The sequence below is a fragment of the Dietzia sp. MNB45 genome (assembly GCF_051994785.1).
Taxonomy (GTDB): domain Bacteria; phylum Actinomycetota; class Actinomycetes; order Mycobacteriales; family Mycobacteriaceae; genus Dietzia; species Dietzia kunjamensis.
On record NZ_CP163397.1, the window covers coordinates 1505425 to 1528323 of the forward strand.

The following is a 22899-nucleotide window of genomic DNA, read 5'->3' on the forward strand; positions in this document are numbered from 1 at the left end:
GTAACCGGGGGCCGCGGGTCGCAGGACGCTCAGGACAGCGCAGTGTCGTCGGGACATCATCGCGTTCGGGAGACCGTCGGCGAACCGGGGCTCTCGCTTCGCGATACCGGATAAAGTGATCGTCATTCAGATCGGATCGGTCGGTTACCCGACCCCGTCGCTGGTGGTGACCATGAGTAGTCCGCCCAACGGACCCGGCTGGGGCAACGAGGGGTGGGGGCACGCCTCGTACGGAGAGCCTCCGCAGGATGCGCGTCGCTCTCCGGTGGTCTGGGCGCTCGGCGCGCTCATCGTCGTGTTGCTGATCGCCCTCGCAGGCACTGTCGGGTACCTGCTCGCGTCCGACGACGACCAGCCGGGCGCGGCTTTCGCACCCACGACGACCCCCTCCGAAGCGTGGACGACGAGGCAGGGCGCCCCCTCGGCCTCGACAGGGAACGGCACGCGCGCAGGAGTGGCGGGGGTGGGGCCGTGCGACCCGGACGAGATCGCGGCAGAAGCGGGTATCACCCGCCGGGATGTGAACATCGATCGGTGCCTGGGCGACTGGGCTCTCGCTCATGTGGACGTTCCGGCCGGCGAACCGGCCGGGGACACGCAGTACATCCTCGGTCGCGCCGACGGAACCTGGGGTCGCTATACCGGCATTCCTTCGGGGATCTGCTCGGATGATGCGGAGGGTGACGGGATGCCCGCCGAACTGGCCGCGTTCCTGAACGAGTGCCCGCGATCTGAGGGCGCGGCGGGGGATCTGGGCCTGGCCACACCGATGTCGAGGCCGGCCTGCGATGGCCGGGGAATCGTGGTCCTGTATTCGGCTGTCACGCCGGGGGCCTACTCGGAGGAGATCTCTTCCGCGCTGTCGAGGCACCCGGGGGCGTCCTACCTCCGTACCGACATGGCGTGCCCGTCCCTGCGTTCTCGCGATGAGAATGGCAATGTCATCTACGCGGTCTACCGGCCGTCGGGGTACACGCGTGGGGAATTGTGCAGCGATGTGCGAGCGGTGGGTCCGCCCGCGTACGGCCGGTGGCTGGACACCACGAGCGACCCGACCGAGCTCGTCACCTGCTGACCCGGAGGTCGGCCGGGTCGGAGACGGGGTCAACGAATGAGCAGCGGAATGTGTTGTTCATCAGTGGTGTTGGCCCCGTGGTGGCCGAGCAGGGATGACTCCATCTTCTCGAGCTGTGTACGCGCGAGAATCACTCCTCCGGCGGCGATGCCGATGACGTCGCCCAGACGATCGGCGTGGTCTCGGTCGGGTCCGAAGAGGTGCTCGTCGAGTGCCTGCTCGCGACTGATCACCCGGGCTCGCCCGGCCAACTCTGATCGCCACGTGTCCAGGACATCGTCGGCCGATCCCGGTCGCGCGTAGACGTGTCGCACTCGGGGCTCGCCGGCAACGGTCTCGACGTCGGCGAGCAGCGTCGGCGTCGCGTCTATGTCGACAACGGTTTCAGCAGTGACCATCCCGTGGTCTGCCGTCAAGATGAGCCTGCAGTCGCGGGGCAGGTCAGTCGCGAGGTCCGCGACGCACCTGTCCACTGCGCGCAGGGACTGCAGCCACTCGGGAGACCCTGGCCCGTGGACATGGCCGATGAGATCGAGGTCGCCGAAGTAGGCGTAAGCGAACCGTCGAGCGCGAGATGGCTGACTGAAGGTGTCGAGTATTCCCTGGCGGACTTCGTCAAGGGTGCTCGCCGCCCGATAGTCGCCCCCCGCCCGGAACGCTGCGCGGGTCAGTCCCGACTCGCGGAAATCCTCTCGCATGACGTAGGTGACATCGACCCCGTCAGCGGCAAGCAGCTCTAGAAGGCTCGGCTGTTGTTGAACCTGTCGGGGCGGGAAGCGATCCATCGCCGAGGGGCCGCTCGACGATTCGACCGTCCACCGCAATGGATTGAACGACGCTGGCGGACCGCCGGACTCGCCGGAGATCCGGAAGCTGTATCCCACGATGCCGTGTTTGGAACACGGGGCACCCACCGCGAGGCTGGTCAGGCTGGTCGCAGTTGTCGAGGGAAAACCTGCGGAAATCATGCGGCTGGTCATCGCGGCGAGGGTGGGGGCCTCCTCGGCGTGCTGGCGGATGAGCTCCGCACCAAGCCCGTCGATGAGTACGAGTACTGCGTCCCGAGCCGGCGGTAAGTGCAGGGGGTTGCGTAGGTCAAGCCCCAGGGCCGCAGCAACTGACGGCATGACGTCGGCTAGTGAACCGTCAGACGGGTTGGCGGGGATCGCGCTCATCTCCTCACCATCCCCCAAAGACCCGCTCGGAGTGGGGGAAATCCGTGCCCCCAGGAGGTTCGGTTCACTCGGTGCGGCCCTCGTGGTGTCAGAAGGGTGATGGGTCGATGAGTTCGTCGAGGCGTTCGTGGAGTAGGGCGCGGATGCCTTTTTCGATGTCGCTGTGGTGGGGTTTGTTTCGGGCCCACCAGCGGCTGGCGCTCTCGGGGGTGGCGCTGGCGGGGGTGGCTTTCTCGGGCGTGGTGTCCTCGGCCGCGCCGGTGCTGGAACCGGCGCCGCCTGTGCTCGTGCCGTTCCCGGTGCCCGTCCCGGTCCCGGGGGCGGGTGGGGCGGGGTCGTAGGTGCGGGCGCGTTCGGTGTTGCGGCGTTCGGCGTTGCGGCGTTCGGTGCGGTGGCGGGAGGCGCGGCGCGACCAGAACGTCGGCTCGGCGTCGGCCTTCTCGTCACCGGTGGGCCCGGGGCTGCGGCGTTGTTGCCGGGTCCACGCCTCGGTCTCGGCGCGGGCCTGTTCGCGCCGGTATTCGGCGAGCGGGCCGGAGGGCCGGGTGAGCATGGTGGTGCCGTCCGGGGTGCGCACCAGCAGGGTGCCGTCGGGCTGCAGTTCGTAGATCCAGTCGGAGAAGGTCTTGAACCGGTGGTGCCGGCGGCACATTGCGGCGAGGTTGGCCTCGATGGTGTGCCCGCCCCGTTGGGGGTCGGCGTGATCGAACGGCACCACATGGTCCAGATCGCAGGCCTCGGCGGGGATCGCGCAGCCGGGGTGGCGGCAGGTGCCGTCGCGTAGCCGGATCCGGCGGGCCAACTGGGCGCCGGGCCGGTATTTCAGGGCGGCGCGGGCGTCGTCGGCGGCGCCGATGCGCGGGTCGATGGGTTCGAAGGTGGCTCCGTCGCTGGTGGCGAGCATGTCCAGCAGGGCCTGCAGGGCGGCCTGGCCGGTGCGGGTGAACTCCACCCGGGCGCCGCCGGCGTCGCGGGCGGTGTTGCCGGTGGCGATGACGGTGACCTTCGGCCGCAACGCCACCCCGGCACCCGGCGCGCCCGACCGGCCGGGGCGGGCCGCGGTGCCGGCCGGGGCGGCGTCGCCGCACACCAGAGACATCAGGGCGTCGGCGCGACGCTCGGCGATCGAGTAATCCTCGACCTCGCCAGCGCCATCACTGTCGGCCGCGCCGCCATCGCCGGCGTTGGCGGCGGCTTGGGCGTCGGCGTACTTGTGGTCTTTCACGCGTTGGTCGAGGGCCTCGGCCAGGACGGCCGCTTCCTCGGTGGCCAGGATCGCCGACACACTCGACATGCCGTCGACGCCCTTGTGGAACCGCACCCCGCGGGTGCGGGCCGCTTCCTGACGGCGCAGGCGGATCCCGTTCGCGTCGTAGCGGGCGATGATCGCATCGACGTTGCCGCGGATGGCTTTCTCGCCCATGCGCACCCCGCCCTCGATCGCGGCGAGATACTCCTCGACGACCCGCCGCTGCACCGCCTCGAGCACATCGACGTGGACGGTGGCCATCTGCGAGGCCAGGATCTTCGCGGCCTGCAGATCCAGCCGCCCCTGCGCCATCGCGGACAGGATCGCCGGATACCGCAGGTGCAGATCGAGGGCGAAGGTGATCATCCGTTCGGCCCGGCCCGTCGAGATCGCCATCGCCGACACCACGTACCCGGCCGCGACATCGATCGGATCGAGCACCGCATGCCCGGGCCGACACTCACCCGCGCCCGCCCCGGACTCCTCCCGACGCTGGCATTCGACAAACAACTCGTAACAGGCCACGAACCGGCGCGCCGCCGCACGATTCTCGCCCATCCACCCCTCCCGCGCCGCCGCCCGCAACCCCGACAACGACACGGGCGCCGCGGAACCGGAGCCGCCACCGGACGAGGGCGAGCCACCGGACGAGGAGGGGCCATCGGACGGGGATGGGGACGGGCCACCGGTCGCGGCGTCTGCGTTACCGCCCATGTGCCCCACCCCCTGACCGTCCGGCTACCTGGTGTCGAATCTGTGTTCTACGATACGCACACGCATTCGAACAGGCAAGGGTTTTTTCCGCTTCTGGCCTATCCATTGAATCGCAATCACCGATCGCCCATTTCAGCGAAATGTATGATCCACTCTTCTTGATTGCTTGGGGTGGATGCCCCGTAGACCCAAACTCGGAGGCGTTCCATGACCAAGACCATCACCTGTGCCGGAGCCGTGGCCGCCGCGCTCCTCGTCTTCTCTACGGGGGCCGCCGCCGCCCAGACTTCGGAAGCCACCGGCTCCGACTCCCTCCCGGGAGCATTGGAGACCGAGGGGGGCTATCTCGGCGAGGCTGGCGAGCTGCTGCCCGGTTCCGTTACAGGTTCTCTGCCCGGTTACGCCTCCGGACCGCTGGGTTCCACCGCCACCCTCGTGTGCAATCTCGGTTCGGCGGCCGGCGCTGCCGCCAACCTGATGGGCGTGCCGTTGCAGGTTCCGGTGGGAGTCATCTGCATGGTCCTCAACCCGGTCGCCGAGTCGGCGGATGCGCTGCTCGAGGGAGACGTCCAGGGTTCCGTCGGCGCGGTGGTGTCCGGTGTGCCGCTGGTCGGCGCGTCGCTCGAGGATCAGATTGACACCGGGTCCGCCACCGAGTCGGTGGAGGGGTCCGTGGGTGATCGACTGGGTTCTGTCTCCGAGGCCGCGCTGACTCCGGAGAACTGAGGCGGCTTCCGCGCCCCGCGCCCCGCGCCCCGCGCCCGGACTCCAACCCCAAGGCCCTGGCTAAGGGGCGGGGTCGATCCGGGTGGTGGGCGTCGGCCTACCTAACGCTGCTGGCGCCCGAAGGCGTGCGGTTCGACGGGCTGCTGCGCCAGGGGTAGGCCGGACACCACGAGTCGGTAGGACTCGGTGACCAGCTCGGAAACCATGTCCGCGGTCAGCGTGCCGCCGGGGTGCAGCGAGATCCAATGCCGCTTGTTCATGTGGTACCCGGGCGTGATGTCGGCGTGCGCATCGCGCAGGGCCATCGAGTCCGACGGCAGTGCCTTGAGGATCACCTGACGCTCGCCGTTGACGACCGCGTGGAACATGAACATCTTCCCGCGGACCTTGAACACATCGAAGTCCGGCCCGAACGGGAACTCCAGAGTCGACGCGGGCAGTTCGCGGGCGCGCATCGCCGCGCACTTCTGGAGTTCCCGTCCGTTCATGCCGTCGACGCTACCGTCGCCGGCTCCGCGCCCGGCTCTGCGCCCGGGCGGGGGGGACGCTGCGGTTCGCCCGGCGTGTCGTCGTCCCGGGCCAGCCGGGAGACGAGCGGGTTGGCGAGCGTCCCCGCGAACTGCAATGACCCGGCCTGATCGGTCAGGTCGACCATCTGCCGCGTATTACGCAACTGCAGGCGGTTGAGGCACGAGTGCTTGAACCGCGGAGCGAACAGCGCCTCCCAGGTGGAACGGTGCACCTCGCCGTCGTGCACCCGGCCGTCGTAGTCCCCGCCGTCGTGGTCCTCGCCGTTGTAGTCCCCGCCGTTGTTCCCCTCGCCGCCGCGACCGCCGCCGGGAGCCAGGGTCTCCAGGCACTGCCGCGTCTCGTCCCAGAACTGATCCGCCTCGAGCACCCCGGCGACGTCGAGGATCGAGGCGAGGTGGCGCAGCACCCCGTCCATGACGTCGGTGTGGACGCTCAGTGCGGCTGTCTCCGCGTCCACCACGTGGCGGATCCGCTCGAGCCCAGAGGGCAGAGGCCGGTCACGCACCACGGCGACCTCCTCGCCGATGTCCTTGAACAGCGCCCGGCGCACGGTGTGGTCGGGGCCCATCACCACGATCACATTCTCACCGTGCGGCATGAAGACCAGCCCGTGCACGAGCAGGCACCTCGCGACGGGCAGCACGTAGGCGTCGAGCAGCGCCCGGAGCCAGGTGCGGGCGTCCAGGCCCGACCGCTCGAGGTGCTCGACGGCGAGGGACCGCCCGTGCAGGTCCACGTGCAGCATCGAGGCCAGCGTGACGGCACGTTCTCCGGGGGCCAGCCGCGAAACGGGGCTCTCGCGCCACAGGGCCGCGATCATCTTGGTGTGCGGCCCCTCGTCCGAGATCCCGGCCGCGGCCGCCCGGTGGTAGGCGTCGCCGGTGTAGCCCACGGCGGCGACCTCCCGCAGGATCTGGAGATCCAGCGCGCGCAACACCGGATCCGAGGCGACGACCCCGGCCACCCAGTCGTTGACGGCCGGGGTGTCGCGCATGTACTTCGGCGACAGGCCGCGGGTGAACCCCATGTTCTGCACGGCGAGGGCGGTCTTGACGTAGCCGCGCTCGGGGTGGGTCACGTCGAAGAAGGTGCGGACGGACTGCTGTGGCCGGTACTCGCTGTCGGATTCGCCCAGGTGGACCAGGTCGTGGCGCGCGAGATCGGGGGCGAACGCCACCGCGACCTCGTGCTGCCACTGCCAGGGGTGTACGGGCAGGAGGCGGTAGTCGGCGGGGTCGAGGCCCAGTGAGCGCAGCCGGTCATCGCACCGTACGAGCGCCTCGGTGCCGAACTCGCGCGCGTAGTGGTCGCGCTCGTCGAGGCCCGTGACGGTGGCCAGGTGGCTCTGGCCGCGGCGGGCTGCCAGCCACACCAGGCGGACGGTCGACGGGGCTTCGGGCGTGTAACGGTGACGGTCGGACAGACCCAGGCCCACGCGGCCGTTGTTGGCGACGAACCCGGGATGACCCTCGGTCATCGCGCCCTCGACCTCCTGCAGGCCCGCCTCCGCCAGCTGTTGTGCGGGGCGATCGCGGTGATGCAGGCAGAACGCCGCCGAGCCGAGCGTGGCCGCGATCTCCTCCAGGTAGGTCCCCACGAGCGACCCGGGGATCCCCAGATGGGGCGCGAGGGTGAGGATCAACTCCTGCGCGTCCGGCTCGACCGGGACGCCGTCGACCTCGCGGCACAGCGAGGCCTCGTCGATCGCCCAGTGCTCCAGCGGCAGCACCCGCGCGCGGAACGTCCACCGTTCGCTGCCGGCGCGGACCGCGTAGGTGTCGGGTCCGGCGTCGGTGTCAGTGGAGCGGGTGGGCGCGAGGAGCCGCTCGTGGGAGAACTCGGCCAGCGCCTTGGCGCAGAGGTGGCGGTGTGCGCGGCGCATGGCGTGACCGGTGAGGTGGGCGTGGGGTGGCAGTGCGACCGGGGGTGACGACGACGAGACCGGCATCGACGTCCGGCCGATCTCCGACTCGCGGAACGCCTCGGCACGACAGATGGAGAGCAGCGCCGTCTTGTCGGGCAGGTCGACGGGGCCGTCCTCGCGGAAGCCGGCGCGGGCGTTGAGCCGGTGCACGGCGGTGTTCCGGATGTCCGGCTCCACCACCACCCGGCGGGCCGGGGCGCCGAACAGCGGCACCTCGAACGCGGTCGAGCAGATGGCCCCCATCACGGCCGCGGACGTGCCGGGGACCGGCGTGCGGGTGGGCGCGACGAGCAGGTGCATCCCGAGGTCGCCCGGCTCGTGCGGGTACCGGCCGTCGAGTTCGACGACGTCCGGGTCGTAGAACACGGCCAGGCCCACACGTAGACCGTCGATGCGCACCATGTGCACCGACCGGTGCGGGCTCGCCAACCAGTCGGTGAGGAACTCCTCGACCTGCGCCGGGGTGGTACCCCGCATACCCCAGTAGGCGGAACCGGGATGGTCGAGCCACGCGTGCAGGGTGCGGACGGTGTCGTGGTCGAGGGCCAGTGGTTCCAGGGTGACCAACCCGGCTGGCGTGTGGACGGTGCTGGTGTGGACTGTGCTGGTGTTCATCGTGCCTCCTGGTGCCGGGCGGTCGGGGCGCCGAACTGCTGGAACGCGATCGACGACTCGATCGGGTAGACCTCGCGGCCGCAGATCCCGCGCAGGATGATGCTGTTGCGCATCGCTCCCATGCCCAGGTCCGGGGCGGTGAGCCCGTGGGTGTGTTCCTCCGCGTTCTGGACATGAATGAAGGAGTGTGCGCGGTCGACGGTGTGATCACGGGCCACCCGGTAGCGCCCGCGGCCGTCCCTGTCGATCTCTTCGGCGATCCCGTCGAGGAACCGCGGCGGCGTGGGGGAGTAGCCCGTCGCGAGGACGAGTCCCTCCGTGTGATGGGTCCACTTCCTGCCGGTGTCGGTGCAGCGCAGGTCCAGGCGCAGGGCAGCGCCGGAGGCGGTGGCAAAGTCGGTGGCGTTGCCGGGGTCGGCCTCCCGGTGGGCACGGTCGAGGGCCGTGGCGGCGGCCAGCAGCCCGGTGTCCAGGCCCTGGACCGAACGGCGGTAGAGCAGATCATGGATCTGGTTGATCAACTCGGCGTCGATGCCCTTGTACAACGAACGCTGCTCGCGCAGCATCCGGTCGCGCTGGTCAGGGGGCAGGTCGTGGAAATGGTCGACGTACTCGGGCGAGGTCATCTCGAGTGTGAGCTTGGTGTACTCCATCGGGAAGAACCGCGGCGAGCGTGTCACCCAGTCGACGCGCGGGCCGACGCCGGCGGCGGCGGAGAGCAGGTCGTGGTAGATCTCCGCAGCCGATTGGCCACTGCCCACCACGGTCACCGACCCCAGCGAGAGTAGGTCCTCCCGCCGGTGCAGGTAGTCGGAGGCATGGAGAGCCACCGTGCCGCCACCGTCGAGCAGTCCCGTGTCGATCGGCGACCACGGGGTCGTGCCGATCCCCAGCACCAGGTGGCGGGCGCGATAGGTCTCGGTGCCTTCGCGGGTGAGGGCGGTGACACGGTAGACGGGGGCCTCGTCGTCGTCGCCCGGTCCCTCTCGTCCCTGGTCTTCCCGTCGGACGTCGACCACCTCCCGCCCCCAGCGCAGGCCGCGCACCCGCTCGGCAGCCCACCGGCAGTAGGCGTCGTACTCGGCGCGCAGCGGCTGGAAATTCTCACGGATGTAGAACGGGTACAGACGCCCGACCTGCTTGAGGTAGGCGAGGAACGAATACGGCGAGGTCGGGTCCGCCAACGTGACCAGGTCGGCGAGGAACGGCACCTGGATGGTCGCGTCGTCGAACATGAGTCCGTGGTGCCAGGCGAAACCGTCGCGGGAATCGAGGAACACCGCGTCCAGACCCAGCGGCTCGGCCAGGCACGCCAGGCCCAGGTTGAACGGGCCGATACCGACGCCGAGCAGGTCGTGCACACGGGAGGAGCCCAGGTCAGTGCTCACGTCAGCACCCCCGCGGTCGTGGCCTCGCGTATCCCCTCGGCGAGGTATCGAGCGGCGTCGCGGACGTCCGTCAGCACGACGGCCACGTCCTCGTCTTCGAGGTTCGGATCGAGGACCGTCAGCTTGAGACAGGGCCGGCCGTCCACGACCGTCGACGCGACGAGCGAGCGTCCCTCCGCGAACAGCGCGTCGCGGACGGGGCGCACGAGGGCGTCGGCCTCGTCGTCAGTGAGTGCGCTGTCGGTGACGGGACGGTCGGGCGCGGTCACCGCGGGCCGGGGCCGGAAGAGCACCGTCGACAGGGCGGGGCGCCGCACCAACTCGAATTCCGGGTCGGCCTCGATCGTCCGGCCGACCCGGGCGGCCACGTCGATCGCCTCGTCGAGCAGACGGCCGATTCCGTCAGCGCCCAGCACGCGGAGCGTCATCCACAGTTTGAGGGCGTCGAAACGGCGGGTGGTCTGCAGGGACTTGTCCACGGCGTGGTCGTCGCCGTCGGCGGGGTTGAGGTAGTCGGCGCTCACGGTGGAGTGGCGGAAGCCCGAACCGTCGCGCAGCAGCAGCGCCGAGGCGGCCACCGGCAGGAAGAACGTCTTGTGGAAGTCCACGGTCACCGAGTCGGCGAGCTCGATCCCGTCGAGCAGGTCCCGGCGCGTCGGGGAGACCAGGAGCCCGCCGCCGTACGCGGCGTCCACGTGTAGCCAGACGTCGTGGTCGCGACAGACCCCACCGACCGCCCGCAGCGGGTCGATCGCGCCGTGGTCGGTCGTGCCGGCCAGCGCGACGACGGCCGCGACCTCGTCCCCGGCGTCGGCCAGCGCGGACAGGGTGCGGTCCAGGGTCGCGGGGTCCATCCGGTCGCCGTCTCCGGGCAGGGTGATGACCGCATCCGGCGAGAGTCCCAGCAGGCGGGCCGCCTTGACCACGCTGAGGTGGGCGTGTTCGCCCGTGACGATGCGCAGCCGGGACAGTCGGGCGCCGCGGTCCGCGTCCCGCCCCGCACCCCGGCGCCCGGGGGCCGGTCGGGCGAGACGGTCCTCGCGGGCGGTGAACAGGCCCTGCAGGTTGGAGGCGGTACCGCCGGTGGTGAAGACGCCGTCCGGGCGGGCGGTGGCGTCGAGATCATTGGCGTCGAAAGCACTGGCGTCGAAACCGATGAGCCCGGTGACCCAGTCGATGAGCCTCTGTTCGATCAGACACGCCGACGTTCCCTGGTCCCAGGTCTCCACAGCCGTATTGACCGATGTCGCGAGTGCCTCGGCGGCGACCGCCGGGATGGTGATCGGGCAGTTGAGGTGGGCGAGGTAGCGCGGGTGGTGGTAGCCGACGGCGTGGTCGAGGTAGAGCTCCCGGACCTCGTCGAGTGCCCTGTCCAGCGTGCCCAGCGGTGCGGCGAGATCGACGGCGGCGGTCTGCGCTGCCAACGTCGAGGGCGACGCGGACGAGCGCGGCGTGGTCCGACCGTCGAGATACCGGCTCACCTCGGCGGTCGCGGCAGCCAGGGCGGCGGCGTGGGCCTCCCGGTTCCGGCTGCTCAACAATGGATCGTTCACGGGTACTCCGACCTACTCGGGGACAGCGGCACGGCCGAACGCTATGCAGGGTAGGCTTACCTAAACAACAGTAGAGTGACATGAATCACGTTGCGGGACAGGTGAAGTGGAAATCTTTGACGTAGCTGTTGCGTTGGGGCTTCGGATCCCGCTACGGTGACGCCCACCAAGGTAAGCCAAGCCTAAGTGGCTCGGGTCGTTTACGGGCCGGGCGACGTTCCACACCAGACGGAGACCCCATGACCGCACCCGCTGCACGATCCCGGCTGACGCTCGACGGACCAGATGACCCGGCGCGTCCGCGGGCCCGGGCGATCCTCGTGGTCCTCGCGGCCGTCGTGGCGCTCCTGGCCGTGCTGGCCGGGTGCTCGACCGGCGCCGTCGGCGACGGCGGGGACGCCGGCGCGGGAGGCGAGGTCGAGCGGCAGGGCGAGTTCCCCCGCACCATCCCGCACGCCTACGGCGAGACCGAGATCGCGGAGGCGCCCCAGCGGGTGGCCACCATCTCCTGGGTCAACGCCGACGTCTCCCTGGCGCTGGGTGTGGTTCCGGTGGGGATGCCCCGCAACTCGTTCGGCGCCAACGCGAACGGGTCCACCGACTGGTTCGACGCGGAGCTGGAGGAGGTCGGCGGTGACATGCCGACGCTGTACTCCGAGACCGACGGAATCAACACCGAGGCGATCGCCGCCCTCGAGCCGGACCTCATCCTGGGTGTCTACTCCGGGATGACCGCAGAGGAGTACGAGACCCTCTCGAAGATCGCCCCCACCATCGCGATGCCGGAGGGTGACGTCGCGTTCGGCACCGCCTGGCAGGACTCGACCCGGCTGATCGGCGAGGCCCTCGGTCGTTCCGAGGCCGCCGAGGAGCTCATCACGGACATCGAGGGGCAGATCGATCAGGTCGCCTCGGACAACCCGGGAATCCGCGACACGACCTTCATCTACGGCACCGTCGACCCCGACGCGGCGGAGAAGATCTACGCCTTCACCGACGTCGACAACCGCCCCCGCTTCCTCGAGCAGCTCGGGATGGTCCAGGCGCCGGTCGTCGCCGAGGCCTCGAGCGGCTCGCCCGAGGAGTTCGCGGTGACCTGGTCACCCGAGCGCGCCGACGAGCTGGTCTCCGACATCCTCGTCACCTACGCCACCTCCCCGGAGGTCCGCGAGGCCATCGAGTCCGACCCGCTGCTCGGGCGCATCCCCGCCGTCGAGGCCGGGCGGATGGTCGTCCAGACCGACGAGCAGCAGGTCCTCTCGATCTCCGCCTCCTCGCCCCTGAGCCTGCCGTGGGCGCTGGAGAACGTCGTGCCCGACATCATCGCGGCAGCACAGCAGGCCTGACGCGCGTGACCACCCCAGCGACGAGCACCGCCGACCCGCCCGCCCTCCCGGCGGGCGGGTCGGCGGGTGGGTCGGCGGTGCCGGCCGTACCGACCGTGCAGCGGCGCCACCGTGTCGTGATCGGCACGGTGGCCTCGTCGACGTTGCTCATCGCGGGCGTGGCACTCTCGCTGTTCGTGGGAGCGCGATCCGTCGACCCGGCGGTGGTGTGGTCGGTGTTGGCGGCGCTCCCGTCGCAGGTGTTCGCCGGTGACCTCACGGCCACCCTCGCCCCCGGGTCGGGCACCGGGATGGACGAGGTGGTGGTGGCCGCCCGGGTTCCCCGCACGATCACCGCGATCCTCGTGGGCGCCGCGCTCGCGGTGGCGGGCGCCGGGCTCCAGGGCGCCACCCGCAATCCGCTCGGCGACCCGGGCCTGCTCGGGCTGACCGCCGGCGCCGCGCTCGGCGTGGTGCTGGGGCTGGCCCTCGCGCCGGCCGCCGGCCCGTCCGCCGTCGCGTTGTTCGCGGTCGCCGGCTCCCTGGCCGCGGGCATGGTGGTGGTCGGCGCCGGTCGACTCGGCGCCGACTCCGGCACCGGACTCGTCCTCGCCGGGGCCGCCGTCACCGCGGGGTGTACCGCGGTGACCTCTTCGCTGGTCATCGCCCTTCCCGGAGTCCTGGACCGGTTCCGTTTCTGGGGCCTGGGCTCGGTGGCCCGCGCGTCCGCACCCGAGATCGGTACCGCCGCGCCGTTCATCCTGCTGGGGCTCGTCCTCGTCCTGGCCGGCGCGGCCACCCTCGACGCCCTCGCGCTCGGCGACGACCTGGCCCGCGGGCTGGGAGTGGGACCCGTCGTCGGGCGCGCCGTGGTTCTGGCAGGTGTGGTGATCCTGTCCGGGGTCGCCACCGCGCTCGCCGGCCCCATCGCCTTCCTCGGACTGCTCGTGCCGCACCTGCTGCGGCGGCTGGTGGGGGTGGGCAACCGCGTCGTCCTGGGCCTGTCGGTGATCGTGGGGCCGGTGGTCCTGCTGTTCGCGGACACGGTCGGGCGTGTGGTCGCCCCGCCCGGGGAGATCGCCGTCGGGGTGATGACCGTGGCGATCGGTGTGCCGTTCCTCATCGCCCTGCTCCGCGCGAACCGGGGGGTGGGCGGCTCGTGAGCCCCGACGTCCTCTACCGAACGGCCGGCCCCGCCAGCGGCGCCTCGACCCACACCGAGCCCGCCGAGACCAAGCAGATCGTCCGCCACCTGTCGTCCCGCCGCCGCAGGCACGCGGTCCTCGTCGTCGTCGGACTCGCGGTGGCCCTGGTGACGGTCATGGCGGTGCGCGTGCTGCTGGGTCGCTACACGGTGACCATCCCCGACTTCATCGCCATCCTCGGCGGGGCGACGATCCCCGGCGCCACGTTCGTGGTGATGGAGGGCAAGCTGCCGCGTGCGGTCCTCGGCGCGCTCGCCGGCCTGGCGTTCGGCGCGTCCGGCGCGCTGTTCCGACGCGTCCTCGGCAATCCCCTGGCCAGCCCCGACATCCTCGGGATCTCCCACGGCGCCTCCGCCGGGGCCGTGGCCGGGATGGCGCTGTGGGGGCTGCGCGGCGTGGGGGTCGTACCCGCCGCGCTGCTGGGCTCCGCCGTCGCGCTCGCGATCGTCCTGGCGGCCTCCGCCGGCCGGCGCACCGGGATCGTCGGCCAACGCTTCCTGCTCGGCGGTGTGGCCGTTGCCGCCCTCGGCACCGCCGTCGTCACCCAGCTCATCGCCCGACTTCCGCTGACCGGAGCCCAGGAAGCGGCCGTGTGGACCGTCGGGTCGCTGTCCGGGGCGTCGGGGGAGCGCATCGCCTGGCTCGCCGTCGCGCTGGTGGTCCTGCTCCCGCCGGGGATGTGGCTGCACGCCGCGCTCCGGCCCGCCGAGCTGGGGCCCGAGCTCGCCGTCGGCCTCGGGTCCCGCCCGGTCCCCACCCGTGCTGCCGCGCTGGGGGTGGGGAGTCTGCTCGCCGCCGCCGCGACGGCGGTGGCCGGTCCGCTCGCCTTCGTCGCCCTGCTGTCCACTCCCGTCGCCGCTGCGCTCGGCCGCGGACGCCCGCGCATCGGGGCGGCCGCGTTGACCGGGGCCGTGATCGTCGTGGCCGCGGACATCGTGGCCTCAGAGGCGTTGGGGACGGTCGACCTGCCCACTGGCGTGGTGACCGGCGCACTGGGCGCCCCCGCCATGCTGTGGATCCTCCTGCGTTCGAGAAAGGCGGCCTGATGAGCATCCCCGCGTCCGTCGCGTCCGTGACCCCGGCCCTGCCCATGGACCTCGGCCCCGAACCCGAACCGGCCTTCCGCCTGCGCGGCCTGACCCTGGGCTACGGTGCCGACCCGGTTATCCGCGACCTCGACCTGGACCTCCCCGCCGGACGGACCACCGTGCTCATCGGTGCCAACGGCTGTGGCAAGTCCACGATCCTGCGGGCCCTGGGGCGTCAGCTGCGCCCGCTGTCCGGGTCGATCGAGACCGACGGCCATCTGTTGTCCGAGGTCCGTGCCCGCGAGCACGCGCGGTCCGTGGCGTTCCTGCCGCAGTCCCCGCTGGTGCCGGAGGGACTCACCGTGGCCGAGCTCGTCGCGCGCGGCCGGCACCCACACCGTCGGTGGTGGGGAGGGGGCGACGACGACGACACGGCCGTCGCCGAGGCGCTGGCGATGACCGGCACCGCCGAATTCGCCCACCGGCGGGTCGACGAGCTGTCCGGCGGCCAACGGCAACGCGTCTGGGTCGCACTCGTGCTGGCCCAGGCCACACCCACCCTCCTGCTCGACGAACCGTGCTCGTTCCTCGACCTCGCGCACCAGCTCGACGTCCTCGATCTCGTACGCGACCTGCCGCTGCCCGCCGGCCACCGCGACCACGGCACCGGCCGCCGCACCGTGGTGGCGGTGTTGCACGAACTCAGCCTGGCCGCGCGGGTGGCCGATCACCTGGTGGCGGTCGCCGAGGGCGGCGTGGTCGCCGCGGGCCCGCCCGATCAGGTGATCACCCAGGAGACCTTGCGTCGCGTGTTCGACCTGGACGCCGACATCATCACCGATCCGGCCACCGGCCACCCCGTGGTGCTGCCCCGGGGACGACGAAAGGGGACCACATGACCGCTATAGCCGTAGAGGCACCGATCGTCGTCTCGCAGACCCGCGTCATCGACGCCCGCCCACTGGGGGAGTCGTTCGTCCGCCTCGTGGTGGCCGGGCCCGGCCTGTTGCGGTGGTCCGCCGACGTGGTGGACCCGGGCACCGTCCGTGATGCCTACATCAAGGTCATCGTGCCCCCGCCGGGTGGCGGCGGCGCGATCCCCGACGCCGACGCGATCCGCGACTGGCTCGCACTGCCCGAGGGCGAACGCGGCTGGATGCGCACCTACACCGTCCGCCGCGCGGACACCGTCGAACTGGATGGGGAACATGTTCCCGCACTGACGGTGGACATGGTTGTCCACCCCGGGGGCGACGAGGGGCCGGGATCCGCCTGGGCGCGCTCCGTACGTCCGAGCGACACCGTGCACATCGCCGGACCCGGGCGCGGGCACGCGCCGTGGGCGGCCTGGGCGCCCGGCCGCGCCGAGCGTGTCGTGTGCGCCGGTGACGAGACCGCCGCGCCGGCGCTGCTGGCGATCGCCGAGGAACTCGCCGCGGAACGGGCCACAGCCGGCTCGGTGACGCGGCGCCGGGTACAGATCATCGTTGAGGTGCCCACCCACCGCGATGCCGTGGCATTGGCAGGGAGTGCTCCCGACTTCGTCACGGTGCTGCCGAGGGAGGGGGAGCCCGGCACCGCGGTGGCCCGTCGGCTGGCGGGCGTGTTGGACCTGGGCGACGAGTGTGTGCGGACCGTCCTGGGTGGGCGCCGACCCGCGGAGCGCGAGTGGCAGCCGGCGACCGCCGTCTCCGCCGGCCAGCCGTATGTATTCCTCGCCGGAGAGGCGGGGCTCGTCCGTGCCATGCGCCGCCTCGCCGTGGACGCCGCCGGGGTGCCCAAGGAGGCCGTGGCGTTCATGGGGTACTGGCGGCGCGGCGCCGCGGAGTGCTGATCGGCCCTAGGCGCCGCGGTCGGCGGGCGGGTACGACGGGTCCCGCAGCGCCCTGAGGACATTCGGGTAGCGCGACCCGGGCAGACGGTTCCCGATCGGATCGAAGTGGAGGTTCTCGTCGTCGTCCTCCCACGAGTCCACCGTGATCCGGCCCAGCGTCTTCCACTTGCCGAGCGGTGTGGCGTGCTGCAGGGTCCACGTGCCGCCGTCGCCGGTGGGGATCGCGGCCAACAGGAGCGGGCGACCCGCGATGAGCACCGGGAACATGGACGTCATGGTGCGGCCCATCGTGCGCCAGCCCGTGGTGAGGACGTACCGGCTCAGCGGGCCCGTGCCGGTGCTGGCCAGCAGGATGTCCACCGGCCTCTCGGCGTGGATGCGGACGGCCATCCCGCCGATATCGGGCACCGCGTCCGGCAGCCCCACCGCGCGGGAGAACCGGATCGTCGCCGGCCAGCGGCCCGTCACGTCCAGCAGGGACGACCCCGTGCGACCGACCCCGGTCACGCTCAGCGTGGCCTCGGCGATCACGCCCTTGGGGTGCAGCGCCTTCGGGCGAACGAGTCGCGCCACCGCGGCCACGGCGCCGAACGCGGACCCGGCCAGACTGGACAGGGGCGCCGAGCGCAGCGCGACCTCCTTCGACTCCGTCGTGGTGGGCACGAGAGCGGAGGACCGGGGGGAAGAAGGCTCGGCTGGAGAGCTCGCTGCGGCGTCGTCGCGGCCGGCATTCCGGGTGCGTCGGGACATGGCCCCACGATACGCAGCGGTGCCGGGGACGGCGTCCGCATCCAAACGTCGGTCGGGTTCAGTCGTCCACGCCCCGGGCGGCCAACGCGTCGCCCAACTGGTCGGCGGTGGTGAGGGCACCGAGCACGGTCGGCACGACGAGCGCGCGTATCGACATGCCCAGGCCACGGGCCTTGCGGGCCTCGGTGACCTGGCGAAGCCGACGCGCGAGCAGGGGGATGGCGCGGATGGTCAGTACCAACACCAGTGCGATCCGGTCCGGTGAGACACCGACGTGCCGCAGCGGCTGGGCGGCCCGCGTGACGGCGTCGAGCATGTCCGAGACCCGCGTGGTCAAGGCGACGAGGCCCGCCACGGTGATGGCGACCAGCAGGGCGCCGCAGACCCGTAGGGCGGTGTCGAGGTCGGCGACGATCCACTGGAGTACCAGGATCGCGACGAGCATCGGCAGCACCGGGCGGACCTGGTCCCACGCCGCTCGCGGACGGATCCGTCCGATCGCGTAGAGGACCGCGGTCACCCCGAGGGCGGGCAGCACGTGCCAGGGCTCGCGTATCGCCAGGGTGGCGACGAGGATGAGCACGCACACCAGCAGGATCTTCCACCCTGCCGGCAGTCGGTGCAGGAGCGAGTTCCCCGGTTGATAGGTGGCGAACACCTAGGCCTCCAGCGCGATCCGCCGATAGCCCGCCAGCGCGGGGCCGGGGGCGTCGTCGATCACCACCCGGCCGCCGTTCACCACCAGGACGCGGTCGAAGTCGGCGACGAGGTCCAGGTCGTGCGTCACCACCACGAGCTGCTGCTGCAACCCGGCGAACGTCTCGGCGACCAGCGCCCGGTTGCGCAGATCCAGCAGGGTCGTGGGCTCGTCGGCGACCACCACGGCGGGTTCGATCACCAACACCGCGGCCAGGGCCAGCAACTGCTTCTGGCCCCCGGAGAGGAGGTGGCACGGATGTTCGGCATGGCCGGCCAGGCCGTAGGTCTCGAGCACCTGCGCGACTCGTCGTCGTCGCTCCTCCCGGTTCAGACCCGAACGGCGCAGGGAGAATTCGACGTCTTCCTCCACGGTCGGCATGACGATCTGGGTGTCCGGATCGGTGAAGCAGAAGCCCACACGGCGGCGGATCGCCGCGCCCATGCGGCGGGTGTCGAGGCCGTCGACGGTGACCGTCCCGGTGGTGGGGACCACGAGACCGTTGATCATCCGAGCGAGCGTCGACTTGCCGCCGCCGTTGACGCCGACGATCCCGATGCGTCGCTCGGTGAGGGTCAGGTCGACGTCGGCGAGGACGGTCCGGTCACCGTAGGCGTGGCCGACCCCGTCGAAGCGGATCTCCGTGCTGGTCACTTCCGGCGCAGCGGCGCGATCAGGCCGGGACGTGCCTTGTGGACCTGCGTCGCGACGATCGCCGTGACGACCGCCTTGACCAGGTCACCCGGCAGGAACACCGTGTTGGCGGCGATCGCACCGCCGAGCGTCAGTTCGGTGCGGAGCAACATGCCGGCCACCCCGACGGCATAGATGACGACGATGCCGCCGAGGATGTTGATGAGCAGTCCCGGGACGAGCCGGTAGCGCGGCATGATCCACGCGGTGAGCAGGCCGATCACGATCACCGCCGGGATCCAGCCGATGAGGAAGCCCGCGGTGGGTCCGGCCAGCGAGGTCAGGGTCGTGCGGCCGCCCGCGAGCACCGGCAGCGCGAGGCCGATGACCATGACCGCGAGCACCGACAGGGCGCCCTTGCGCCAGCCGAGCAGTGAGCCGGCGAGCATCACGCCGAGCGTCTGCAGGGTGATGGGCACACCCGCCGAACCGATGCTGATCTGGCCGGGCAGGCCCAGCACCACGATGAGAGCGGCGAACACCGCGATCTGGGCGAGGTCTCGGGTGGCGCTACGGGCCGGGGCCCGGTCGACGGTGGTGCTCACTGGACTCCTTGGCTCCGCGGGTGCTGCTCGACAGCCTGATCCGGTCCATTGTCGCGCGTGTCACGTCGGATGGCCTCATCGGGCTCCGGCGCGTGCGGTCGCCGGCCGGAGGGATGCCGCATAAAGTGACTCAGATCACAGTCGGGCGAGCGGGGGGCGGTGCGTCATGGGTCGAGCACGAGACGGACTCGGAGCCCTCACCGTCGCACTGCTCGCCGCTCTCATGCTCACGGTGGTGTCCGTCGTGCACTCGCCGACGACCGCCGGTGCCACGCCGTATTCGGTCTACCTCGATGTCCCGGCCGACAACGCCGACGGCGAGATGGCGGGCGGCGTCTCCACCGGGATGACCACCGACGTGGCCGAGCTCCGGGCCGCGCTCGACGTGGTTAGGGCTGCCCGTGTCGCCCCGGAGAGGTACTCGACCCTGGCGCGCCAGTACTGGTTGGCGGTGGGGGCGGAGAACGCCGACATCGACCTGGAGCTGTGGGAACCCGCCCGGGGGTTGGCGGCTAACCTCGACACGGTCGACAAGGTGTACGTCAACTACCTGCGCCTGTACAACTCCCACGACGGGTACTGGTGGGCCGGGATGGCCGGGCTCGCGGGGATGTCGTTCGCCGCCGGGTTCTGGGACCTGGACGACGTCGGCGGGCTGCTCACCGTTCCCGGGGTGCACGAGGTGGGGCTCGGGGTCGGGGGAGCGATGGCCGGGCTGCCGTGGGAGGTGGCCCGCGAGATGCCGCGCGACGTCCGGCTGCTGGCCACGGTCGGCCCCACACTGCGGCAACCCGACGTGGACTGGTACCTGCACCGACTCCTCGTCATGCAGCGGCACATATTCACGGACATGATCCCGGTGCACGAGGCCTACGCCGCGGGGGGCCTGCCCGCGGTCGAGGAACTCGCCGCGGGACGTGCGTACGACGACTATGCGCTGGAATCCTGGCGGATGCTCGACGAGGGATCCCCCGACGGCCTGTCCGAGGCGCTGCTGCGGATGGCGTCCCGGGAGCAGAACCAGATCATCGCCGACCAGTGGGATGCCACCGCCTCCGGTCGCGGCGACGTCGGCCGGGTGCTCACCTACATCACCACCGTCGGCGGGGCGCCCGACATCCCGGGCGCCCGCACGCTGGGGCGGTTCCGACCACTCTCGGTCCGCGCGGAGGTGGGCGGTCAGCCGGTGGTCGCCCACACGCCGCTCCCGGCCTTCAACTGGGCCGACCGCGTACCACGGTGGGAGTACATCGAACAGGACCTGGTGCCGGCGTACCGCTCGCTCGTCCGCGACCGCCCCGACGAGGCGCCGCGGTATCTCGACGTGGGTTTCCGTCCCCGTGCCGAGCAGAACCGGATCCTGGTGCGTCTGCCGGAGTTCGCCGGTCAGATGACCACGGGGTGGGCGGTCGTCCCGGGGCGGTAGGGGAGGACGATCACAGCTCCCGGCAGGGCGACCGACTCGCCTGCTCGGAACCGCCCCTCGCCCTCGTGTCCGACACGATGCTGACATCGTGTCGCGAAGATCACCGGGCCGGTGCCGCCCGGATGTGCGCCCGCTCGCCCTGCCGGCCCACCAGGCTGAGGAACTCCACCGGGCCGGCGCTCGTGGCGCCGAACCAGTGCGGGGTGCGGGTGTCGAACTCGGCCGCCTCGCCCGGCGTGAGGACGAGATCGTGCTCGCCGAGGACCAGTCGGAGCCTGCCGTCCAGGACGAACACCCAGTCGTAGCCCTCGTGGACGTGGAGGTGGGGCTCGTCGTCGTCACTCCCGGTGGGGAGCACGAACTTGTACGCCTGGATCCCGCCCGGTCGGCGCGACAACGGGATCACGGTCGCGCCGTGGTCGGTGGCGATCGGCTGCAGCGTCACCCGCGGGTCACCGGTCGGCGGGGCGTCGACGAGCTGATCCAGGGTGACGCCGTGTGCCCGCGCCAGCGGCAGCAGTAGTTCGAGGGTGGGTCGGCGCTGCCCGGACTCGAGTCGGGACAGCGTGCTGGTGGAGATCCCGGTGGACTCCGCCAGGGCGGTCAGGGTGAGGTCGCGGCGTTGCCGGAGGGCCCTCAGCCGCGAACCCACGGCGTCGAGGGTGCGGGCGGTCGGATCGGTCATGCGCCGAGTTTGCCACACTGGCAAGGTTAGTTGCGACATCCGGGTGAAGGGATCATCGTCGAGGGGGACGGGGCCCGGAACCGGTGGCCCGGAGAGCGGAGGTCGACAGATGGACTCGGACGATCGGGAACTGCGGGATGTGGTGGTGGTCGGTGGCGGGGCGGCCGGCCTGAGCGCCGCGCTGACGTCGGCCCGCGCCCGCCGTCGGGTGACGGTGGTGGACGCCGGCGAGCCGCGCAACGCTCCCGCCGAGGGTGTCCACGGGCTGCTCGCCCTGGACGGCGTGAGCCCGTCGGACCTGCTCGCGCGAGGCCGCGCGGAGGTCAGACGGTACGACGGCGAGGTCCTCGACGGCGAGGTCGTGGACACCCGCACGGCCGGGCACGGCTTCGACGTGATCCTGCGCGACGGTTCGGTGCTGCCCACCCGCACACTGCTCATCGCGACCGGGGTGAGCGATGAACTCCCCGACATCCCCGGGGTCCGCGAGCAGTGGGGGCGCGGCGTCCTGCACTGCCCGTATTGCCACGGTTGGGAGGTGCGCGACCAGCGGATCGGCATCCTGGGGATCCACCCGATGTCCGCGCACCAGGCCATGCTGTTCCACCAGCGGAGCCGGGACATCACGTTCTTCAGCGGCGGTCGCCCGATCGACGAGCAGGATCGGGTCGCCCTGGCCGCCCTGGGCATCCCGATCGAGGAGCGGGGGATCTCGGGCGTGGTGGCCGACGGTGGGCGGGTGGTCGGCGTGGAGGTCGACGACGACGAGGTGATCGATCTGGACGCCGTCGTGGTGGCCACCCGGTTGACGGTCGGGGTCGAGCCGTACGCGGCCATCGGTCTGGAGGCGGTCGATCACCCGGTCGGCACGGTCATCCCGACCGACGAGATGGGCGCCACCCCGGTGCCGGGGGTGTGGGCCGCGGGCAACTGCGCCGATCTCATGGCGCAGGTCGGAGCCGCCGCCGCCCAGGGGGCCCGCGCCGCGCAGCAGATCAACGCCTCGCTGATCATGGCCGACCTCGAGAAGGCGGTCGAGGTGCGCGATGGCACACGAGTTTGACCGCGCCTACTGGGACGACATCTGGGCGGGTGCCGGCGGCAGCGTCGGAGACGACGACGGTGACCGCCCGGCCGCGATGGCCGCGAACCCCCCGAACCCGCACCTGATCCGGGAGGTCTCCCGCCTCGTCCCCGGGACAACGCTCGAGGCGGGCTGCGGAGCCGGGACCGAAGCGCTCTGGCTGGCCTCGCAGGGCTGGCAGGTCACCGGGGCGGACATCGCCGCGGAGGCGTTGACGATCGCCGCCCGGCGCTCGGCGGAGCTCGGGCTGTCCGGCCGGGTGTCGTGGGTGGAGGCGGACCTCTCGGCTTGGGAGCCTCCGGCGCGGTACGACCTGGTCACCACCCATTACGCCCACCCGGCGATTCCGCAGCTGGACTTCTACGAGCGGCTCGCCGGCTGGGTCGCCCCTCGCGGCACGCTGCTCATCGTCGGGCACCTGAACGACGCCGGGCATGGGCGGCACGGCGGGCACGTGACCCACGCCGGGCACGATCGCGGCGCCCATCCGCCGGCAGAGGCCGGTGTCACCGCGGCGTCCGTCACCGCGCGGCTCGAGGCCGACCGGTGGGAGATCGTCGCGGCCGAGGAAACCTCGCGCGAGATGCCGGGCCACGGCGGCGCGCCCGTGACGGTCCACGACGTCGTCGTCACAGCCACCAGGAGGCCCTGAGGCGGTGGGTCGCGGCGTGTGGCCG

Annotated in this window: 21 protein-coding genes; 10 read left to right on the forward strand and 11 right to left on the reverse strand. The window is 71.6% G+C overall.

Annotation, left to right across the window (positions count from 1 at the left end; translation table 11 throughout):
• Positions 1-115 precede the first annotated feature (115 nt).
• A complete protein-coding gene (locus tag AB5G72_RS07280) occupies positions 116-1075 on the forward strand; it encodes a hypothetical protein (RefSeq protein ID WP_440221320.1) in 960 nt (319 codons plus the stop codon).
• 29 nt (positions 1076-1104) lie between these two features.
• Here the strand turns inward: AB5G72_RS07280 and AB5G72_RS07285 are convergent, their stop codons facing one another.
• Complete coding sequence (locus tag AB5G72_RS07285; protein ID WP_440221321.1) at positions 1105-2250, reverse strand: alkaline phosphatase family protein; 1146 nt, start codon at positions 2248-2250, stop codon at positions 1105-1107.
• An 88-nt stretch (positions 2251-2338) separates the two neighbouring features.
• The gene (locus AB5G72_RS07290; RefSeq protein WP_440221322.1) at positions 2339-4057 is read right to left on the reverse strand and encodes a DUF222 domain-containing protein; all 1719 of its coding nucleotides are present in this window, start codon (positions 4055-4057) and stop codon (positions 2339-2341) included.
• Between the two features lie 363 nt (positions 4058-4420).
• Here AB5G72_RS07290 and AB5G72_RS07295 point away from each other — a divergent pair, with 363 nt between their 5' ends.
• The gene (locus tag AB5G72_RS07295; RefSeq protein WP_268099535.1) at positions 4421-4939 is read left to right on the forward strand and encodes a hypothetical protein; all 519 of its coding nucleotides are present in this window, start codon (positions 4421-4423) and stop codon (positions 4937-4939) included.
• A 101-nt stretch (positions 4940-5040) separates the two neighbouring features.
• Here AB5G72_RS07295 and AB5G72_RS07300 read toward each other — a convergent pair whose 3' ends face one another.
• Genes AB5G72_RS07300 through AB5G72_RS07315 form a run of 4 tightly spaced genes read right to left on the reverse strand, consistent with a single transcriptional unit; the run spans position 5041 to position 10950 of the window.
• Positions 5041-5427: an MmcQ/YjbR family DNA-binding protein gene (locus AB5G72_RS07300; RefSeq protein WP_119191854.1), complete on the reverse strand. Its 387-nt coding sequence runs from the start codon at positions 5425-5427 to the stop codon at positions 5041-5043.
• Positions 5424-8009 (reverse strand): GNAT family N-acetyltransferase, encoded by a 2586-nt coding sequence (locus AB5G72_RS07305; protein ID WP_440221323.1) that lies wholly within the window; start codon positions 8007-8009, stop codon positions 5424-5426. Before AB5G72_RS07305 ends, AB5G72_RS07300 begins: the two co-directional genes overlap by 4 nt.
• Positions 8006-9397 (reverse strand): lysine N(6)-hydroxylase/L-ornithine N(5)-oxygenase family protein, encoded by a 1392-nt coding sequence (locus AB5G72_RS07310; RefSeq protein WP_440221324.1) that lies wholly within the window; start codon positions 9395-9397, stop codon positions 8006-8008. The genes AB5G72_RS07305 and AB5G72_RS07310 overlap by 4 nt, the downstream gene beginning before the upstream one ends.
• Positions 9394-10950, reverse strand: a complete 1557-nt coding sequence (locus AB5G72_RS07315) for a pyridoxal phosphate-dependent decarboxylase family protein (RefSeq protein WP_440221325.1) — start codon at positions 10948-10950, stop codon at positions 9394-9396. The genes AB5G72_RS07310 and AB5G72_RS07315 overlap by 4 nt, the downstream gene beginning before the upstream one ends.
• Before the next feature lie 239 nt (positions 10951-11189).
• On the opposite strand from AB5G72_RS07315, the gene AB5G72_RS07320 reads away from it, so the two are divergent.
• Genes AB5G72_RS07320 through AB5G72_RS07340 form a run of 5 tightly spaced genes read left to right on the forward strand, consistent with a single transcriptional unit; the run spans position 11190 to position 16342 of the window.
• Positions 11190-12296 (forward strand): iron-siderophore ABC transporter substrate-binding protein, encoded by a 1107-nt coding sequence (locus tag AB5G72_RS07320; protein WP_440221326.1) that lies wholly within the window; start codon positions 11190-11192, stop codon positions 12294-12296.
• 5 nt (positions 12297-12301) lie between these two features.
• Positions 12302-13438 (forward strand): FecCD family ABC transporter permease, encoded by a 1137-nt coding sequence (locus tag AB5G72_RS07325; protein ID WP_440221327.1) that lies wholly within the window; start codon positions 12302-12304, stop codon positions 13436-13438.
• A complete protein-coding gene (locus AB5G72_RS07330; protein WP_440221328.1) occupies positions 13435-14526 on the forward strand; it encodes a FecCD family ABC transporter permease in 1092 nt (363 codons plus the stop codon). Before AB5G72_RS07325 ends, AB5G72_RS07330 begins: the two co-directional genes overlap by 4 nt.
• A 44-nt stretch (positions 14527-14570) precedes the next feature.
• Positions 14571-15407: an ABC transporter ATP-binding protein gene (locus AB5G72_RS07335; protein WP_440221478.1), complete on the forward strand. Its 837-nt coding sequence runs from the start codon at positions 14571-14573 to the stop codon at positions 15405-15407.
• The gene (locus tag AB5G72_RS07340; protein ID WP_440221329.1) at positions 15404-16342 is read left to right on the forward strand and encodes a siderophore-interacting protein; all 939 of its coding nucleotides are present in this window, start codon (positions 15404-15406) and stop codon (positions 16340-16342) included. Before AB5G72_RS07335 ends, AB5G72_RS07340 begins: the two co-directional genes overlap by 4 nt.
• A gap of 6 nt (positions 16343-16348) precedes the next feature.
• On the opposite strand, the gene AB5G72_RS07345 is transcribed toward AB5G72_RS07340, so the two are convergent.
• Genes AB5G72_RS07345 through AB5G72_RS07360 form a run of 4 tightly spaced genes read right to left on the reverse strand, consistent with a single transcriptional unit; the run spans position 16349 to position 19027 of the window.
• A complete protein-coding gene (locus AB5G72_RS07345) occupies positions 16349-17092 on the reverse strand; it encodes a phosphodiesterase (RefSeq protein ID WP_440221330.1) in 744 nt (247 codons plus the stop codon).
• Between the two features lie 58 nt (positions 17093-17150).
• Complete coding sequence (locus AB5G72_RS07350) at positions 17151-17750, reverse strand: energy-coupling factor transporter transmembrane component T family protein (protein ID WP_159148819.1); 600 nt, start codon at positions 17748-17750, stop codon at positions 17151-17153.
• Entirely contained in the window at positions 17751-18443 is a 693-nt protein-coding gene (locus AB5G72_RS07355) for an energy-coupling factor ABC transporter ATP-binding protein (RefSeq protein ID WP_440221331.1), read from the reverse strand.
• Entirely contained in the window at positions 18440-19027 is a 588-nt protein-coding gene (locus tag AB5G72_RS07360; protein ID WP_067713928.1) for a biotin transporter BioY, read from the reverse strand. Before AB5G72_RS07360 ends, AB5G72_RS07355 begins: the two co-directional genes overlap by 4 nt.
• Positions 19028-19193: 166 nt before the next feature.
• Here AB5G72_RS07360 and AB5G72_RS07365 point away from each other — a divergent pair, with 166 nt between their 5' ends.
• Complete coding sequence (locus AB5G72_RS07365) at positions 19194-20453, forward strand: hypothetical protein (protein ID WP_440221332.1); 1260 nt, start codon at positions 19194-19196, stop codon at positions 20451-20453.
• Positions 20454-20553: 100 nt separating this feature from the next.
• Here the strand turns inward: AB5G72_RS07365 and AB5G72_RS07370 are convergent, their stop codons facing one another.
• On the reverse strand, positions 20554-21138 hold the full coding sequence (locus AB5G72_RS07370) for a helix-turn-helix domain-containing protein (RefSeq protein ID WP_120285857.1): 585 nt from the start codon (positions 21136-21138) through the stop codon (positions 20554-20556).
• Between the two features lie 109 nt (positions 21139-21247).
• On the opposite strand from AB5G72_RS07370, the gene AB5G72_RS07375 reads away from it, so the two are divergent.
• Both AB5G72_RS07375 and AB5G72_RS07380 read left to right on the forward strand, forming a co-directional pair.
• The gene (locus tag AB5G72_RS07375) at positions 21248-22201 is read left to right on the forward strand and encodes an NAD(P)/FAD-dependent oxidoreductase (protein ID WP_440221333.1); all 954 of its coding nucleotides are present in this window, start codon (positions 21248-21250) and stop codon (positions 22199-22201) included.
• Positions 22185-22874, forward strand: coding sequence for a class I SAM-dependent methyltransferase (locus tag AB5G72_RS07380; RefSeq protein ID WP_440221334.1), 690 nt, complete (start codon positions 22185-22187; stop codon positions 22872-22874). The genes AB5G72_RS07375 and AB5G72_RS07380 overlap by 17 nt, the downstream gene beginning before the upstream one ends.
• The last annotated feature ends 25 nt before the right edge of the window (positions 22875-22899 follow it).